We start from the raw sequence: 15,542 nt of genomic DNA, 5'->3' as shown, positions 1-15,542 counted from the left end.
ATTCAATGCACAGGAAAAGCCTAAAAACCGACCCAGAAGGGTGTTGCGGTTGTCCCTCGCGGCGTTTGCGTAGACCATGGGCGCCTTGAATTGTGCCCAACACCGAGTGGCTTTATGTCCTTTTCCCCTGACGCGCGGCCGGCGCCGTTTTCCCGGTCCGACTACAAGACCCTGGGCCTGGCGGCACTGGGCGGCGCCCTGGAAATCTACGATTTCATCATCTTCGTGTTTTTCGCCCTGACCCTGAGCCAGCTGTTCTTCCCGCCGGAAATGCCCGAGTGGCTGCGGCTGTTGCAGAGCTTCGGGATCTTCGTCACCGGCTACCTGGCGCGGCCGCTGGGCGGCATTCTCATGGCGCACTTCGCCGACCGCCTGGGGCGCAAGAAGGTGTTCAGCCTGAGCATCCTGATGATGGCCCTGCCGTGCCTGCTGATCGGCATCATGCCGACCTACGCGCAGATCGGTTATTTCGCGCCGCTGTTGCTGCTGGCGCTGCGGGTGCTGCAAGGCGCGGCGGTGGGCGGTGAAGTGCCGAGCGCCTGGGTGTTCGTCGCCGAGCACGCACCGGCCGGCCATCGCGGTTACGCCCTGGGCTTTCTGCAGGCCGGGCTGACCTTCGGCTACCTGATCGGCGCGCTGACCGCGACCCTGCTGGCGCAACTCTTCACCCCGGCGGAAATCCTCGATCACGCCTGGCGTTACCCGTTCCTGCTCGGTGGGGTGTTCGGTGTGATCGGCGTCTGGCTGCGCCGCTGGCTCAGCGAAACCCCAGTGTTCATGGCCATGCAGGAACAGCGCGACAGCGCCGTCGAACTGCCGTTGCGCACCGTGCTGCGCGAGCATCGCCTGGCCCTGTTGCCGGCGGCGATTCTCACCTGCGTGTTGACCTCGGCGGTGGTGGTGTTCGTGGTCATCACCCCGACCATGATGCAGAAAACCTTCGGCATGAGCGCCAGCCACACCTTCGCCCTGAGCAGCCTGGGCATCGTGTTCCTGAATATCGGTTGCGTGCTGGCCGGGCTGATCGTCGACCGTATCGGCGCCTGGCGCACGGTGATGCTCTACAGCCTGCTGCTGCCGCTGGGCATCGGCCTGCTTTATGGCTGCCTGATCAGCGGCGGCGCCTGGGTCGGCCTGGCCTACGCCATCGCCGGCCTTGGCTGTGGCGTGGTGGGCGCGGTGCCATCGGTGATGGTCGGCTTGTTCCCGGCGCGGATTCGCGTCTCCGGCATTTCCTTTACCTACAACATCGCCTACGCGCTGTGGGCGAGCACCACGCCTTTGCTGCTGATCGGCCTGATGTCCTGGAGCCCATGGATCTGCGTGATCTATTGCGCGGTGATGGGCGTGGTCGGGGTGGTCAGCGCGGGGTACTTCGGTACGCGCATGCCGAGGCTGGCAGGCAGTGGGGCGCCTGGGGTCTGTGCCGGGTCCTGAGGCGCTTTCGCGCAGCAGAAAAATTCGCCCCCGCAAACGCCTGCAGGCGCCGGGGAACGCGGGCTAGAGCCTTCGCTGCCAGCCCGCGTTTTAGCCCGACCCATACCACTGAATGTTGTGCTTAGCCAAGGCCCATTTACCCGCTAATCTCTCGAAAAAAAACGCGCGGTCCACGCGCCAGTTTTCGGGAGCTGCCTTGATCCGGTCCGTCCTGCGTTCCCTGCGTGATTTCTCCACGCTGCCCCCGCTGCTGCAGGCGGCGTGGTTGTCCTTTGCCATTGGCTTGTTCATGACCCTGCTTCATCTGTGGATCTTCAACCTTGTCGACTATGGGCTGGACGGTGCCAACGTCGAATCCCTCAGCGGCAAGGTGCTGTATGCCGACCGTGGCGGGATGCTGATAGAGGACGCGGACAGTGGCGAATACACCCGGCTCAAGGTGGTTCGTGGCATCAGCTATCTGAACGTCGGCCATGACCAGATCCTGGGTCGCACGCTGAGCTTCACCCACCTGCGCGACGCGGTGCTGAGCTGCACCCTCGATGGCCAGGAGCTGTGCATCGCGCAATGCGCCAACGCCATGGAATGCCTGGACAGCCGCCGCGAGCGCGAGACGCCGCAGGGCATGTTGATCGTCGCGTTCGGCACCAGCCTGGTGTGCCTGGGCCTGCATGGGCTGCGTCGGCGCAAGCCCGCGTCGGGTAGCGGGATCTTTTGAATTGCCGCCGGGCACCGTTGCCCCTAGGCTGTGCGGCATCCGTTTCAGACCAGGAGCCCCGCATGCAGGTCGTGCCGATACTCGAGACTTGTGCACAGGTGCAGGCGCGTGTGCGCGAGCTGCGCAACCAGCCGGACGTGCGCAAGTACATGTACACCTCCCACGAGATTTCCGAGGCCGAGCACCGTGCCTGGCTCGACTCGCTGGTGGGCAATCCGCGGCAGTCGGTGTTCGTGGTGCTGCAAGAGGGAATCGCCTGCGGCGTGGTGTCGCTGAACGCGATCAATGCCCTGCACAAGAGCGCCGACTGGGCCTTCTACCTGGACAGCGGCTTGCAGGGCAAAGGCCTGGGCAGCCAGCTGGAATTCTGGCTGCTCGACCATGCCTTCGGCGCGGCCGGCCTTGCGAAGCTCAACTGCGAGGTGCTGGCGCTGAACCAGGCGGTGATTCGCCTGCACCAGAAATTCGGTTTCACCCTCGAGGGTGTGCGCCGGCAGAACGTCGAGAAGGACGGCCAGCGCATCGACGTGGTGCTGCTCGGCATCACCCGCGAGGAATGGGTCGCCCGGCGCCCGGATATGCTCGCGGTGATGGCGCGCCTGGGGCGCTGAAAGCCGTCATCCATAACCGCCAGATGGCAGCAGCATGACCATTGCGTCATTTTGCCGGGGCCGGCTGCCTGGGCCGGCTATCATCAGCCACGACGATTTCCACAGGTGGGGGCTTTCATGGGCGCAGGGCACAGTCACGGACAGGTTCGGGCCGGACACGAACGCACGTTATGGATGGCCCTGGGGCTGACGGGCAGTTTCATGATCGCCGAGGTGATCGGCGCCTTTGTCACCGGCAGCCTGGCGCTGCTGTCCGATGCCGCCCATATGATGACCGACGCGCTGGCACTGGCGATCTCCCTGGTGGCGATCCAGGTCGGCAAGCGCGCAGCCGATCGCAAGCGCACCTTCGGCTATGCGCGCTTCGAGATTCTCGCCGCGGCGTTCAACGCCCTCCTGTTGTTCGTGGTCGCCTTCTACATCCTGTTCGAGGCCTGGCAGCGCCTGTCTGCGCCGGCGGAAATCCAGTCCACGGGCATGCTGGTGATCGCGGTGCTGGGGTTGGTCGTCAACCTGATTTCCATGCGCCTGCTGGCCTCGGCGAGCGCCGAAAGCCTCAACGTCAAGGGTGCCTACCTGGAGGTGTGGAGCGACATGCTCGGCTCCATCGGCGTGATCGTCGCGGCATTGGTGATCATGTACACCGGCTGGGGCTGGGTCGATTCGCTGGTGGCGGCGGCCATCGGTTTCTGGGTGCTGCCGCGCACCTGGACATTGCTCAGGGAGAGCATGAACGTGCTGCTGCAAGGCGTGCCGGACGGCATCGATATCGATCAGGTCGAGCAGGGCATCCGCGCCATCGACGGGGTGACCGAGGTGCACGACTTGCACCTGTGGGCCCTGACCAGCGGCAAGAACGTGATGAGCACGCATCTGGTGGCCGACCTGGGGCGGCGCAGCGAGCAGCAGATCCTCGCCGAGGTCACTGAACTGATGCACGAGCGCTTCGATATCTCCCATGTGACGGTCCAGGTCGAACAGGCCGGCTTTCACGAACAGGGGCACGAAGAGCACGTACATTAATCACCTGTAGCCGCTGTCGAGCCCGCGAGGCTGCGATCGACCGCGAAGCGGGCGTCGCTCTTGGGCGCGCCGGAGGTCCTGCGGACCTATCGCAGCCTGCGGCAGCGGCTACACCGATCGCGGCACTGAACTATCGGGTTGCCCCTGTAGCCGCTGCCGAGCCCGCGAGGCTGCGATCGACCGCGCAGCGGGCGCCGCTCTTGGGCGCGCAGGAGGTCCTTCGGACCTATCGCAGCCTGCGGCAGCGGCTACACCGATCGCGGCACTGAACTATCGGGTTGCTCCCTGTAGCCGCTGCCGAGCCTGCGAGGCTGCGATCGACCGCGCAGCGGGCGCCGCTCTTGGGCGCGCTGGAGGTCCTTTGGACCTATCGCAGCCTGCGGCAGCGGCTACATCGATCGCGTGTACCGAACCATCGGGTTGCCCCTGTAGCCGCTGCCGAGCCCGCGAGGCTGCGATCGACCGCGAAGCGGGCGTCGCTCTTGGGCGCGCTGGAGGTCCTTTGGACCTATCGCAGCCTTCGGCAGCGGCTACATCGATCGCGTGTACCGAACCATCGGGTTGCCCCTGTAGCCGCTGCCGAGCCCGCGAGGCTGCGATCGACCGCGAAGCGGGCGCCGCTCTGTGGGGCGCCGGAGGTCCTGCGGACCTATCGCAGCCTTCGGCAGCGGCTACACCGATCGCGGCACTGAACTATCGGGTTGCACCCTGTAGCCGCTGCCGAGCCTGCGAGGCTGCGATCGACCGCGAAGCGGGCGCCGCTCTTTGGGGCGCCGGAGGTCCTTCGGACCTATCGCAGCCTTCGGCAGCGGCTACAGGGTTTCAGTCGCGCTCTTCGAGCACGTAGCCGACGCCGCGCAGGGTGTGGATCAGTTTGCTCTCGAACGGGTCGTCGATCTTGGCCCGCAGGCGGCGGATCGAGACTTCCACCACATTGGTGTCGCAATCGAAGTTCATGTCCCACACGAACGAGATGATCTGGGTCCGCGACAGCACCACGCCGCTCTGGCGCATCAGCAGGTGCAGCAGGGCGAACTCCTTGGTGGTCAGGTCGATGCGCTGTTTGCCGCGAAACGCCCGGTGGCGGCCCTGGTCCAGCTCCAGGTCGGCCACCCGCAGCACGTCGGGGGTCGGCGACTGCTCGCTGCGCCGCAGCAGGCTGCGCACCCGCGCCAGCAGCTCGGGGAATTCGAACGGCTTGACCAGGTAATCGTCGGCGCCCAGGTCCAGGCCCTTGATCCGGTCCACCAGCCGCCCCTGGGCGGTGAGCATCATGATCCGCGTATTGCTGTTCTGGCGAATGCGCTGCAGCACCCCCCAACCGTCCAGCTCCGGCAGATTGACGTCGAGAATCACCAGGTCGTAGGCGTGCTGGCGGGTCAGGTGCAGGCCGTCGGCGCCGTTATTGGCGCAATCGACGACGTAGCCGCTTTCGCTCAATCCCTGATGCAAGTAGTCGGCGGTTTTCGGTTCATCCTCGATCACCAGAATGCGCATGCTGAATTAGCCTCGGTGTTTAATGCAGTGGGGCAGTCCAATAACTTCGTTGGAAGTAACGGGCTGGATGATTCAACTTTCAAAGTTGCGGATTTCAAGGTTATTAATTTAAAGGCTCTGAATTTAAAAGCTTCGAAGTGTCGTGCGGGGAGAAGTTGTTTCTCTATATTTCAAGTTGTGGATTTATTGAGCTTGCTCTCGGGTCGATGGCCGGGATGTTAATGCATAAGCCCGTGGCAGAGCGTTTGCTAACGGATTTGTAATCTTTGCGCCACCCTGTCGATAAGTACCGAAGGCTACATTTGGCCGGCACTAAATACTCACCTGTTAGTTGTTTTATGGGTGGAGTGTGGATGCGTCGTGCCGGTTCAACTTCCTCGCACCGCAGAGCCTCCGCCGTCACTCTGTATCGGTAAGGGGCCAGAACGCGTTATGCCAACCTTCATTAAAAAACTTGCCTGGATAGTCGGGGCATTGTCCGGCGTCCTGTTGTTGGCCAGTGCCGCGCTGCAGGACGCCGCGGCGGCCGAGAGTCGGGTGCTGAGCCTCGACAACGCCCTGGCCAGTGCCTTTGCCAACAACCCCGAACTGGCGGCGGCGCGCTGGGAAATCGACATCGCCCAGGGTGGCCGCCAGCAGGCCGGGTTGATCCCCAATCCGGTGTTGTCCTGGGACGCCGAAGACACCCGCCGCAGCTCGCGCACCACCACCGTCAAGCTCAGCCAGACCCTGGAACTGGGCGGCAAGCGCGGCGCGCGCATCGATGTCGCCAGCCGTGCCCAGGACGCCGCGGCGCTGGAGCTGGAACGCCAGCGCAACCAGCTGCGCGCCGATGTGATCGCCGCCTTCTACGGCGCCTTGCGTGCCCAGGAGCGCAGCGATCTGGCCGGCCGCTCCCTGGCCCTGGCCGAGCGCGGGCTGACGGTGGCCAAGGGCCGGGTCAGCGCTGGCAAGGCCTCGCCCGTGGAGGCCACCCGCGCCCAGGTCCAGCTCTCGGAAGTGCGCCTGGAGCTGAGCCGCGCCGAGATGGATCGGGCCAACGCCTATCGCCAGCTGGCGACCGTGACCGGGGCCGCCACCACCGACTTCAGCGCCGTCGCGGAGCCGGCCAGCGGGCTGCCGTCGCTGCCGCCTTCGGCGCAATTGCTGGCGCGCTTGCAACAGACCACTGAACTGCGCCTGGCCGAAATGCAGGTGGTGCAGCGCGAAGCCTCCCTGGGGCTGGAAAAGGCCCAGCGCATTCCCGACCTCGATATCAGCGTGGGCAGCCAGTACGACGCCAGCGTGCGCGAGCGGGTCAACCTGGTCGGGGTGTCGATGCCGATTCCGCTGTTCAACCGCAACCAGGGCAACGTCCTGTCGGCGGCGCGCCGTGCCGATCAGGCCCGGGATCTGCGCAACGCCGCGGAGCTGCGCCTGCGCACTGAAACCCGTCAGGCCCTGGATCAGTGGAGCACCGCCAGCAACGAAGTGCAGTCGTTCAACCAGGTGATCCTGCCAGCCGCGCAAAACGCCGTGGACACCGCGACCCGTGGCTTCGAGATGGGCAAGTTCAACTTCATCGAGGTGCTCGACGCCCAGCGCACGCTGATCAGCGCCCGCACCCAGTACATCGCCGCCGTGGCCCAGTCCACCGACGCCTGGGTGCGCATCGAGCGCATCTACGGCGATCTCGTCGGCCCCGATCGCACACTGTGAGAACCGCGTTGTTCGTCCTGTTGTGCCTGGGCGCGCTGCTGGTCACCGATTGCAGCGTCCCGCTGCCGAGCCGGGTCGAGGAGGGCGCGTCCCATTGGTGCCTGCATGAGCTGCATCGGGCGCTCGGCGATTTCTTTTTTCCACAGACCTCATGACGCGTCGCTGTTGCCGGTTGGCGCGTCGAGTCGATTTTTTCAGGAGCATGCATGGACAAGAAACGAAGCACAGCCTTGGCGTTGGCCGTGGCGATCGCGCTCGGCGTGGCCGGGTTGATGTGGCAGGAGCTGTTCCAGGCGGCGCCGGTGGCCGCGCAGGCGAAACCCGCGGCCAAGGCGGACACGCACCAGGACGGCGAGGCGCATCGGGAAGGCGAAGAGGGGCAAGCGGAAGCTGAGGGGCATGCCGAGGAAGAGGGCAAGGTCGAGCTCAGTGCCGAGCAGATCAAGGCCGCGGACATCCAGCTGGCCGAGGCCGCACCGCGCAATCTCAGCAGCTTGCTGACGCTGCCGGGGGAGATCCGCTTCGACGAGGACCGCACCTCGCACATCGTGCCGCGCGCGGCCGGAGTGGTGGAGTCGGTGGCGGTCAATCTCGGCCAGACGGTGAAGAAGGGCGAGCTGCTGGCGGTGATCGCCAGCCAGCAGATCTCCGACCAGCGCAGCGAACTGGCCGCCGCCGAGCGCCGGGTCGAGCTGGCGCGCACCACCTTCCAGCGCGAGCGCCAGTTGTGGGTCGACCAGATCTCCGCCGAGCAGGATTACCTGTTGGCGCGCCAGACCCAGCAGGAAGCCGAAATCGCCCTGAACAACGCCCGGCAAAAGATGAATGCCCTGAGTGGCAGCGCGGTGCTGGCGGGCGGCAACCGCTATGAGATGCGTGCGCCGTTCGACGGCGTGGTGGTGGAAAAACACCTGAGCGTCGGCGAGGTGGTGGGTGAGACCAGCGCCGCCTTCACCCTGTCCGACCTGTCCCGGGTCTGGGTCACCTTCGGCGTGTTTCCCAAGGACCTGAACAAGGTCCGGGTCGGCAAGCCGGTCCGGGTGCAATCCACCGAGCTGGGCACCCAGGTGCAGGGCACGGTGGCCTATGTCGGCAGCCTGCTGGGCGAGCAGACCCGGACCGCCACGGTGCGGGTCACCGTACCCAACCCGGACGATGTCTGGCGGCCGGGGCTGTTCGTCTCGGTGCAGGTGGCGACCGACACCTACCAGGCCGGGGTAACCGTGCCGCAGAGCGCGGTCCAGAGCGTGGAAGACAAGCCTGCGGTGTTCGTGCGCGTCGCCGACGGTTTCCAGGCCACCCCCGTGGTGCTGGGCGGCAGCGAAGGCGGCTTCGTCGAGATCCGCGAAGGCTTGCGCGCCGGGGCCCAGGTGGCGACCACCGGCAGCTTCATCCTCAAGTCCGAACTGGGCAAGGGCTCGGCCGAGCACGGCCATTGATCCGCACTGAGTGTTTCCCTGGAGAGTGACTTCCCATGTTTGAACGCATCATTCAATTCGCCATCGAGCAGCGCATCATCGTGCTGCTGGCGGTGCTGCTGATGGCCGCCGTGGGTATCGGCAGCTACCAGAAACTGCCGATCGACGCGGTGCCGGACATCACCAACGTCCAGGTCCAGGTCAACGCCAGCATGCCCGGCTACTCGCCGCTGGAAACCGAGCAGCGCATCACCTACCCGGTGGAAGTGGCCATGGCCGGCCTGCCGGGCCTGGAGCAGACCCGTTCGACTTCGCGCTCGGGCCTGTCCCAGGTGACGGTGATCTTCAAGGAAGGCACCGACCTGTACTTCGCCCGGCAACTGGTCAACGAGCGCCTGCAGGTGGCCCGCGAACAGCTGCCCGAAGGCGTGGAGGCGAGCATGGGGCCGATCTCCACCGGCCTCGGCGAGATCTTCTTCTGGACGGTGGAAGCCAAGCCCGGCGCGCTCAAGGACGACGGCACGGCCTATACGCCGACCGACCTGCGGGTGATCCAGGACTGGGTCATCGCCCCGCAACTGCGCAACGTGCCGGGGGTGGCCGAGATCAACACCATCGGCGGTTTCGCCAAGCTCTATCAGATCGCTCCGGACCCCAGGCGCCTGGCGGCCTACAACCTGACCCTGAGCGACCTGATGACCGCCCTGGAGCGCAACAACGCCAACGTCGGTGCCGGCTATATCGAGCGCAACGGCCAGCAGTTGCTGATCCGCGCGCCGGGGCAGGTGAAGTCCATCGAGGACATCGCCAACATCGTGATCAACACCGTGGACGGCACGCCGATCCGCGTCAGCAACGTGGCCACCGTGGACATCGGTCGTGAGCTGCGCACCGGCGCGGCCACCGAGAACGGCCGCGAAGTGGTGCTCGGCACGGTGTTCATGCTGGTGGGGGAAAACAGCCGCACAGTGTCCCGGGTGGTGGCGGAAAAACTCGCCGAGATCAATCGCTCGCTGCCCAAGGGCGTGACCGCAGTCACTGTGTACGACCGCACCAACCTGGTGGACAAGGCCGTGGCCACGGTGAAGAAAAACCTCATCGAAGGCGCGCTGCTGGTCATCGCCATTCTGTTCCTGTTCCTGGGCAATATCCGCGCCGCGCTGATCACCGCCATGGTGATCCCGCTGGCCATGCTGTTCACCTTCACCGGCATGTTCACCAACAAGGTCAGCGCCAACCTGATGAGCCTCGGCGCGCTGGACTTCGGCATCATCGTCGACGGCGCGGTGGTCATCGTCGAGAACGCCATCCGCCGCCTGGCCCATGCCCAGCAGCATCACGGGCGCATGCTCACTCGTTCCGAGCGCCTGCACGAAGTCTTCGCCGCGGCCAAGGAAGCGCGCCGGGCGCTGATCTACGGGCAGCTGATCATCATGGTGGTGTACCTGCCGATCTTTGCCCTGTCCGGGGTGGCCGGGAAGATGTTCCACCCGATGGCCTTCACCGTGGTGATAGCCCTTCTGGGGGCGATGATCCTCTCGGTGACGTTCGTCCCGGCGGCGATCGCGCTGTTCGTCACCGGCAAGGTCAAGGAGGAAGAAAACTTCGTCATGCGCGGCGCCCGCCGGGGTTACGAACCGGTGCTGCGCTGGGTGATGAGCCACCGTTCCCTGGCCTTTGCCCTGGCCGTTCTCAGCGTGCTGGTCTCGGGCCTGGTGGCCAGTCGCATGGGCAGTGAATTCATCCCCAGCCTCAGCGAAGGCGACTTCGCCCAGCAGGCGATGCGTGTGCCCGACGCCAGCCTCACTCAGTCGGTGGAAATGCAGAAGACCCTGGAGAAAACCCTGCTGGCGCAGATCCCGGAAATCGAGCGCGTGTTCGCCCGTACCGGCACCGCCGAGATCGCTTCGGACGTGATGCCGCCGAACATTTCCGATGCCTACCTGATGCTCAAACCCAAGGCGCAATGGCCGGATCCGGGCAAGTCGCGCGAGGCGATCATTGCCGACATCGAACGGGTCAGCAACAGCCTGCCGGGCAACGTCTACGAGCTGTCGCAACCGATCCAGCTGCGCTTCAACGAACTGATTTCCGGGGTGCGCAGCGATGTCGCGGTGAAGGTCTTCGGCGATGACATGGAGGTGCTGAACAAGACCGCCGAAGAGATTTCGCAGACCTTGCAGAAGATCGACGGCGCCGCCGAAGTGAAGGTGCAGCAGACCACCGGCCTGCCGGTGCTGACGGTGAATGTCGACCGCGACAAGGCCGCGCGTTTCGGCCTCAACGTCGGCGATGTGCAGGACGCCGTGGCGATTGCCGTGGGTGGGCGCAAGGCGGGCATTTTGTATGAGGGCGACCGGCGCTTCGACATGCTGGTGCGCATGTCCGACAGCCTGCGCACCGACATCGACGGGCTGTCGCGCCTGCTGATTCCGGTGGCGGCGGCCGCGGGCAGCGTCAACGGGCAACTGGGTTTCATCGCCCTCTCGGAAGTCGCCAGCGTCGACCTGGTGCTCGGCCCGGCGCAGGTCAGCCGCGAGAACGGCAAGCGCCTGGTGATCGTCAGCGCCAACGTGCGTGGGCGCGACATGGGTTCCTTCGTCGAAGAGGCGACCCGGGCGATTGGCGATCAGGTGAAGATCCCGACCGGCTACTGGATCACCTGGGGCGGCCAGTTCGAACAGTTGCAGGAAGCCTCCAAGCGCCTGGAGATCGTGGTGCCGGTGGCGCTGCTGCTGGTGTTCGGCCTGCTGTTCATGATGTTCAACAACCTCAAGGATGGGCTGCTGGTGTTCACCGGGATTCCCTTCGCCCTGACCGGCGGGATCATGGCCCTGTGGCTGCGCGACATCCCGCTGTCGATCTCGGCGGGGGTGGGCTTCATCGCGCTGTCGGGGGTGGCGGTGCTCAACGGCCTGGTGATGATCGCCTTTATCCGCAACCTGCGCGAAGAAGGGCGGATGCTCGCCGCGGCGGTCAACGAAGGCGCACTGACCCGCCTGCGCCCGGTGCTGATGACCGCGCTGGTGGCGTCGCTGGGGTTCATCCCCATGGCCCTGGCCACCGGCACCGGTGCTGAAGTGCAACGGCCGCTGGCCACCGTGGTCATCGGCGGCATCATCTCCTCCACCGCCCTGACCCTGCTGGTGCTGCCGGCGCTGTACCACTGGGCGCACCGCAAGGAAGAAGAGCAGGAACTGCAGGACCTGCTAAACGACTGACCCGCGACTGGCGTCAACCCACCCCGCCTGCGTCATGCGCAGGCGGGGTTTTGTTTATCCCGAGAGCACCCGCCTGTAGCCGCTGCCGCAGGCTGCGATGGTCCGGGCCACGCTGGTCGCAGGACCTCTTGCGATTTCAAGAGCTGCGCCCGCTTTGCGGTCGATCGCAGCCTCGCGGGCTCGGCAGCGGCTACAGGCCGATGTGTAGCCGCTGCCGCAGGCTGCGATAGGTCCGCAGGACCTCTTGCGATTTCAGAAGCGGCGCCTGCTTCGCAGTCGATCGCAGCCTCGGGAGCTCGGCAGCGGCTACAGGGATCTGGAAACATCTGCTGAAAGAGTGCTCCCGCATGCGAAAGCATGAGCAGCTAGGTTGAGGTAAATGACCTGTATGGAGAGCAAAGGAATGCTTGTCCACTCCAATGGCTACCGCCTACTCAAAGGACGGGTATCGGAAGCCGGCCGTATCTATTCGATTACCGTCGTGACCCAGCAACGGCGCCCCTTGTTTCGCGACTTTCGTGTTGGCCGCCTGGTGGTTGATCAGCTCAAGCAAGTCGACGAAGCCGATCACGTACGTTCACTGGCTTGGGTTGTCATGCCTGACCATCTTCACTGGCTATTTGAACTGCGAGACAGATCTTTGGGAAAGGTGATGTGCCGTTTCAAATCCAGAAGCAGCCTGCAGATCAATCAACACTTCGGCTGTCAGGGCCGTCTCTGGCAAAAGGGCTATCACGACCGCGCCCTGCGCAAGGAAGAGGACCTGAAGGCCATCGCCCGCTACATCATTCTCAATCCGGTGCGAGCAGGGCTCGTTCAACGTCCCGGCGACTATCCCCTCTGGGACGCCATCTGGCTTTGATGTAGCCGCTGCCGAAGGCTGCGAAAGGTCCGCAGGACCTCCTGCGATTTCAGAAGCGGCGCCTGCTTCGCAGTCGATCGCAGCCTCGCGGGCTCGGCAGCGGCTACGGGGGCAGATGTAGCCGCTGCCGCAGGCTGCGAAAGGTCCGCAGGACCTCCTGCGATTTCAAGAGCTGCGCCCGCTTCGCGGTCGATCGCAGCCTCGCGGGCTCGACAGCGGCTACGGGGACAGATGTAGCCGCTGCCGAAGGCTGCGATAGGTCCGCAGGACCTCCTGCGATTTCAGAAGCGGCGCCTGCTTCGCAGTCGATCGCAGCCTCGCGGGCTCGGCAGCGGCTACGGGGGCAGATGTAGCCGCTGCCGAAGGCTGCGATAGGTCTGCAGGACCTCCTGCGATTTCAAGAGCTGCGCCCGCTTTGCGGTCGATCGCAGCCTCGCGGGCTCGGCAGCGGCTACGGGGAGGGAAGTGGCGGGCAAAAAAAAGCGCCCCATGCGGGACGCTAAAAATTCATCTCTTTCCAAAGGAGCATTCGAAAAAACGCTTCAGAGATGAATGTGCTCGGGGTGGGCCGGCGTCAGCGGGAGGCTGTGCATGCCTGGGGCCCTGCGGTTCTGTGAGGGGCGGCGCCGGTTGCGCCGTTGTGGTTGTTTTCGCCGTTGTGCTGTTGCTGGCCGAGCCAGAATTGTTCCAGGGCATGCCTGGCGCGTTCGCTGCTGTTATCGCTGGGAAGCGCGCTGGGCTGGCCAGGCGGAGTCAGGTGGGCAGGCTTCAAGACATGATCTCCCGCAAGTGGCTGGCCGCCAGCGAAGCGCTGTCGGCTCGGGCATGCGGGCAAGTATACGAAGGCCAACCTGACGAGAAGGTGAGGGCGATATTACAGTTCTGAAAGACAGGCGTCTGTGAAGAAGTTTTAACGTCGGGCGGGCTTAGGCGCTGTCCGAAAAGTGGCTGCGCGTTGGGCGCCTTCGGCGCTATGCAGGTCATGCTGCGTTTAAAACAGCCTGACCTTCGCTTGCCGACTTTTCGGACAGACCCTTGCGCCCGCCCGGCGCAAGGGCTCAGAGAATGGCCAGCGGGTATTCGACGATCAGGCGGAATTCCTCCAGGTCGGATTCGAAGCTGCTGGAGCGCACGGTGGCCTGGCGGATGCGCAGCGACAGGTCCTTGAGCGTGCCGCCCTGCACCACGTACTTGGCTTCGATATCGCGTTCCCAGCGGCGCTGGTCGGTCAGCGGATTGCCGTCCGCACCGCGGCGCATGTACACCGAGTTGGCATTGCTGTAGTCGGCGTCGCTGCCTTTGCCATAGCGGGTCATGAACGACAGGCCGGGGATGCCCAGGGGCTGCATGTCGAGGTCGTAGCGGACCATCCACGAACGTTCCTTCGGCGAGTTGAAGTCGCTGTACTGGATCGAGTTGTCGAGGAAGATCGAGTCCGACTGGCGCAGGTAGTCGAAGTCGTCGTCGCCGTTGTTGCGCTGGTGCGACAGCGACAGGGTGTGGGCGCCATAGGTGGCGCCGATCTTGGCGCTCCAGATGTCGTTGTCGAACTCGCCGAGCAGTTTCTTGCCCTCGTCCACCGCCTTGTAATAGTTGAACCCGGCGAACAGCGAGAGCTCGTCGGAGATCGGCCAGGTCGCCGCGGTGCCGAAGTAGTACTGGTCCCAGGCGTCCTTCAGGCGGCTGCTGTAGAGGCTGAAGCTGAGGTGCTTGTTCAGGCTGTAGTCGCCGCCGAAGTAGGCGACCCAGGGCGAGTCGACCTTGCCGGCATAGAAGGTGGCGAAACCGTCGCGCAGGCTACTGCTGTCGGGCTGGCTCATGCTGTGCAGGCGCCCGCCCTGGAGGCTCAGGCCGTCGATGCTGGTGTTCTCGAAGGTGGCGCCGCGAAAGCTTTCCGGCAGCAGGCGCGAGTCGCCGTAATGTACCACCGGGGTTTTCGGGAAGACGTCGCCGACCTTGATCACGGTGTCGAGCAGGCGCATTTTCGCCGCGCCGCCGACCTTGCTGTAGTTGTCGGCCGGCTGGTTGTCGCTGTCCACCGGCAGCATGCCGAACGACCCGCGACCGCCACTGCGGCCGGCGCCCGAGTCGAGCTTGAGGCCATACATGGCAAAGGCGTCGAGGCCGAAACCGACGGTGCCCTGGGTAAAGCCGGATTCGAACTTGCCGATCAGCCCCTGGGCCCAGGCCTGCGAATAGCCGTTGCCGGTGGGGCTGGACTGGCCCTTGCGATCGTCGCGATTGAAGTAGTAGTTGCGGGCCAGCACGTTGAGGCTGCTGCCTTCGATAAAACCTTCGGGCTGGTCGTCTGCCGCGTTCACGGCCAACGGGCTCAGCCCCAGTACCGCAGAAAACACGGACAGGGACCAGCGGGTTTGAATGCGCATGTTGTTTGCTCCTGGATATGGGCAGCTATCAGCTGTTATGTCGCCTGGGGCGTTCTTGTTAGTTGTACTCGCGAACCGTCTGGTTAACGGCTGGAGTCAGCGTCGATAGTTGCAAACAACAGATAACGCGGAGGTGACCCGGTTATTACAATTCTGCAAGGATAAAAGTTGTAAGTTGTATTTGTTTTTAGTTGGAGGCCTTGTTTTATATGGGGTTTTCTCAAGGGCAAGAAGCGGTCTCGGGTTTATTACATATAAGTAATGTACCCGTGATCTTCCCGACAGGGTCTGTTGGTTATCCTCGTTGCAACTAACCAGAACGAGGAAACAGTCATGAAGTTATTTAAATTGAGTATCGCCGCGCTGGTACTTTCCATTTCGTCTCTGGCCATGGCCGAGGGCGGCGGCGACCGCACCTTCGACCGCGCCATGCAGGCAAATGAGAAGGCCATGGCGGCCTACGCGGCGAAGCAGGGCAAGGAGGCGCCGGTGGTGGAAAACTATCGCTACGGCATGCCCCTGGACATCCAGAAGGTGGTCAACGTGACGCCGCCGGCCAAGGCCTGCAACCCGGTGCCGTCACGCATGACCTATGAGGATTCGGCCGGACAGCTCAAGACCGTTGAGTATCAGGTCATGGGCCAGTGCCGCACCAATGGCAGCTAGGGCC

At 64.4% G+C, this 15,542-nt stretch carries 12 protein-coding genes; 10 read left to right on the top strand and 2 right to left on the bottom strand.

The genetic code is table 11. The features are described 5' to 3' along the window. Positions 1-114: 114 nt before the first annotated feature. From CXQ81_RS27875 to CXQ81_RS27860, 4 genes are all read left to right on the top strand, one after another. Positions 115-1,437 carry an MFS transporter gene (locus CXQ81_RS27875; RefSeq protein WP_101339124.1) on the top strand — a complete coding sequence of 441 codons (1,323 nt, stop codon included), beginning with the start codon at positions 115-117 and terminating at the stop codon, positions 1,435-1,437. Positions 1,438-1,633: 196 nt separating this feature from the next. After that, positions 1,634-2,155, top strand: a complete 522-nt coding sequence (locus CXQ81_RS27870; RefSeq protein ID WP_256593440.1) for a hypothetical protein — start codon at positions 1,634-1,636, stop codon at positions 2,153-2,155. Positions 2,156-2,217: 62 nt separating this feature from the next. Beyond that, complete coding sequence (gene pseH, locus CXQ81_RS27865) at positions 2,218-2,766, top strand: UDP-4-amino-4,6-dideoxy-N-acetyl-beta-L-altrosamine N-acetyltransferase (protein ID WP_101339123.1); 549 nt, start codon at positions 2,218-2,220, stop codon at positions 2,764-2,766. A gap of 117 nt (positions 2,767-2,883) precedes the next feature. Then, complete coding sequence (locus CXQ81_RS27860) at positions 2,884-3,789, top strand: cation diffusion facilitator family transporter (RefSeq protein WP_101339122.1); 906 nt, start codon at positions 2,884-2,886, stop codon at positions 3,787-3,789. 822 nt (positions 3,790-4,611) lie between these two features. Here CXQ81_RS27860 and CXQ81_RS27855 read toward each other — a convergent pair. Then, the gene (locus CXQ81_RS27855) at positions 4,612-5,286 is read right to left on the bottom strand and encodes a heavy metal response regulator transcription factor (RefSeq protein WP_007930804.1); all 675 of its coding nucleotides are present in this window, start codon (positions 5,284-5,286) and stop codon (positions 4,612-4,614) included. Between the two features lie 432 nt (positions 5,287-5,718). On the opposite strand from CXQ81_RS27855, the gene CXQ81_RS27850 reads away from it, so the two are divergent. The 5 genes from CXQ81_RS27850 (at position 5,719) to CXQ81_RS27835 (ending at position 12,485) form a co-directional block, all read left to right on the top strand. Further along, entirely contained in the window at positions 5,719-6,984 is a 1,266-nt protein-coding gene (locus CXQ81_RS27850) for a TolC family protein (protein ID WP_101339121.1), read from the top strand. Beyond that, positions 6,981-7,139, top strand: coding sequence for a hypothetical protein (locus CXQ81_RS31155; RefSeq protein WP_157832274.1), 159 nt, complete (start codon positions 6,981-6,983; stop codon positions 7,137-7,139). Before CXQ81_RS27850 ends, CXQ81_RS31155 begins: the two co-directional genes overlap by 4 nt. A gap of 51 nt (positions 7,140-7,190) precedes the next feature. Further along, positions 7,191-8,423: an efflux RND transporter periplasmic adaptor subunit gene (locus CXQ81_RS27845; RefSeq protein ID WP_101339120.1), complete on the top strand. Its 1,233-nt coding sequence runs from the start codon at positions 7,191-7,193 to the stop codon at positions 8,421-8,423. A 35-nt stretch (positions 8,424-8,458) separates the two neighbouring features. Beyond that, a complete protein-coding gene (locus CXQ81_RS27840; RefSeq protein ID WP_101339119.1) occupies positions 8,459-11,623 on the top strand; it encodes an efflux RND transporter permease subunit in 3,165 nt (1,054 codons plus the stop codon). A gap of 403 nt (positions 11,624-12,026) precedes the next feature. Then, on the top strand, positions 12,027-12,485 hold the full coding sequence (locus CXQ81_RS27835; RefSeq protein ID WP_101339118.1) for a transposase: 459 nt from the start codon (positions 12,027-12,029) through the stop codon (positions 12,483-12,485). 1,058 nt (positions 12,486-13,543) lie between these two features. Here the strand turns inward: CXQ81_RS27835 and CXQ81_RS27825 are convergent. Further along, the gene (locus tag CXQ81_RS27825) at positions 13,544-14,872 is read right to left on the bottom strand and encodes an OprD family porin (protein WP_101339117.1); all 1,329 of its coding nucleotides are present in this window, start codon (positions 14,870-14,872) and stop codon (positions 13,544-13,546) included. A 333-nt stretch (positions 14,873-15,205) separates the two neighbouring features. Between CXQ81_RS27825 and CXQ81_RS27820 the strand changes: the two genes are divergently transcribed. Then, positions 15,206-15,538 (top strand): DUF2790 domain-containing protein, encoded by a 333-nt coding sequence (locus CXQ81_RS27820; protein WP_007928829.1) that lies wholly within the window; start codon positions 15,206-15,208, stop codon positions 15,536-15,538. Positions 15,539-15,542: the final 4 nt, after the last annotated feature.

Source organism: Pseudomonas sp. 09C 129 (assembly GCF_002843625.1).
Classification (GTDB): domain Bacteria; phylum Pseudomonadota; class Gammaproteobacteria; order Pseudomonadales; family Pseudomonadaceae; genus Aquipseudomonas; species Aquipseudomonas chlororaphis.
The sequence above is the reverse complement of the archived record's forward strand: the minus strand, read 5'-3'. Positions and strand labels throughout refer to the sequence as shown.

Excerpts from the sequence above, each read along its gene's own strand:
- CXQ81_RS27875 (WP_101339124.1), top strand. The coding sequence starts at position 115 with ATGTCCTTTTCCCCTGACGCGCGGCCGGCGCCGTTTTCCCGGTCCGAC.
- pseH (WP_101339123.1), top strand. The coding sequence starts at position 2,218 with ATGCAGGTCGTGCCGATACTCGAGACTTGTGCACAGGTGCAGGCGCGT.
- CXQ81_RS27860 (WP_101339122.1), top strand. The coding sequence starts at position 2,884 with ATGGGCGCAGGGCACAGTCACGGACAGGTTCGGGCCGGACACGAACGC.
- CXQ81_RS27855 (WP_007930804.1), bottom strand. The coding sequence starts at position 5,286 with ATGCGCATTCTGGTGATCGAGGATGAACCGAAAACCGCCGACTACTTG.
- CXQ81_RS27850 (WP_101339121.1), top strand. The coding sequence starts at position 5,719 with ATGCCAACCTTCATTAAAAAACTTGCCTGGATAGTCGGGGCATTGTCC.
- CXQ81_RS27845 (WP_101339120.1), top strand. The coding sequence starts at position 7,191 with ATGGACAAGAAACGAAGCACAGCCTTGGCGTTGGCCGTGGCGATCGCG.
- CXQ81_RS27840 (WP_101339119.1), top strand. The coding sequence starts at position 8,459 with ATGTTTGAACGCATCATTCAATTCGCCATCGAGCAGCGCATCATCGTG.
- CXQ81_RS27835 (WP_101339118.1), top strand. The coding sequence starts at position 12,027 with ATGCTTGTCCACTCCAATGGCTACCGCCTACTCAAAGGACGGGTATCG.
- CXQ81_RS27825 (WP_101339117.1), bottom strand. The coding sequence starts at position 14,872 with ATGCGCATTCAAACCCGCTGGTCCCTGTCCGTGTTTTCTGCGGTACTG.
- CXQ81_RS27820 (WP_007928829.1), top strand. The coding sequence starts at position 15,206 with ATGAAGTTATTTAAATTGAGTATCGCCGCGCTGGTACTTTCCATTTCG.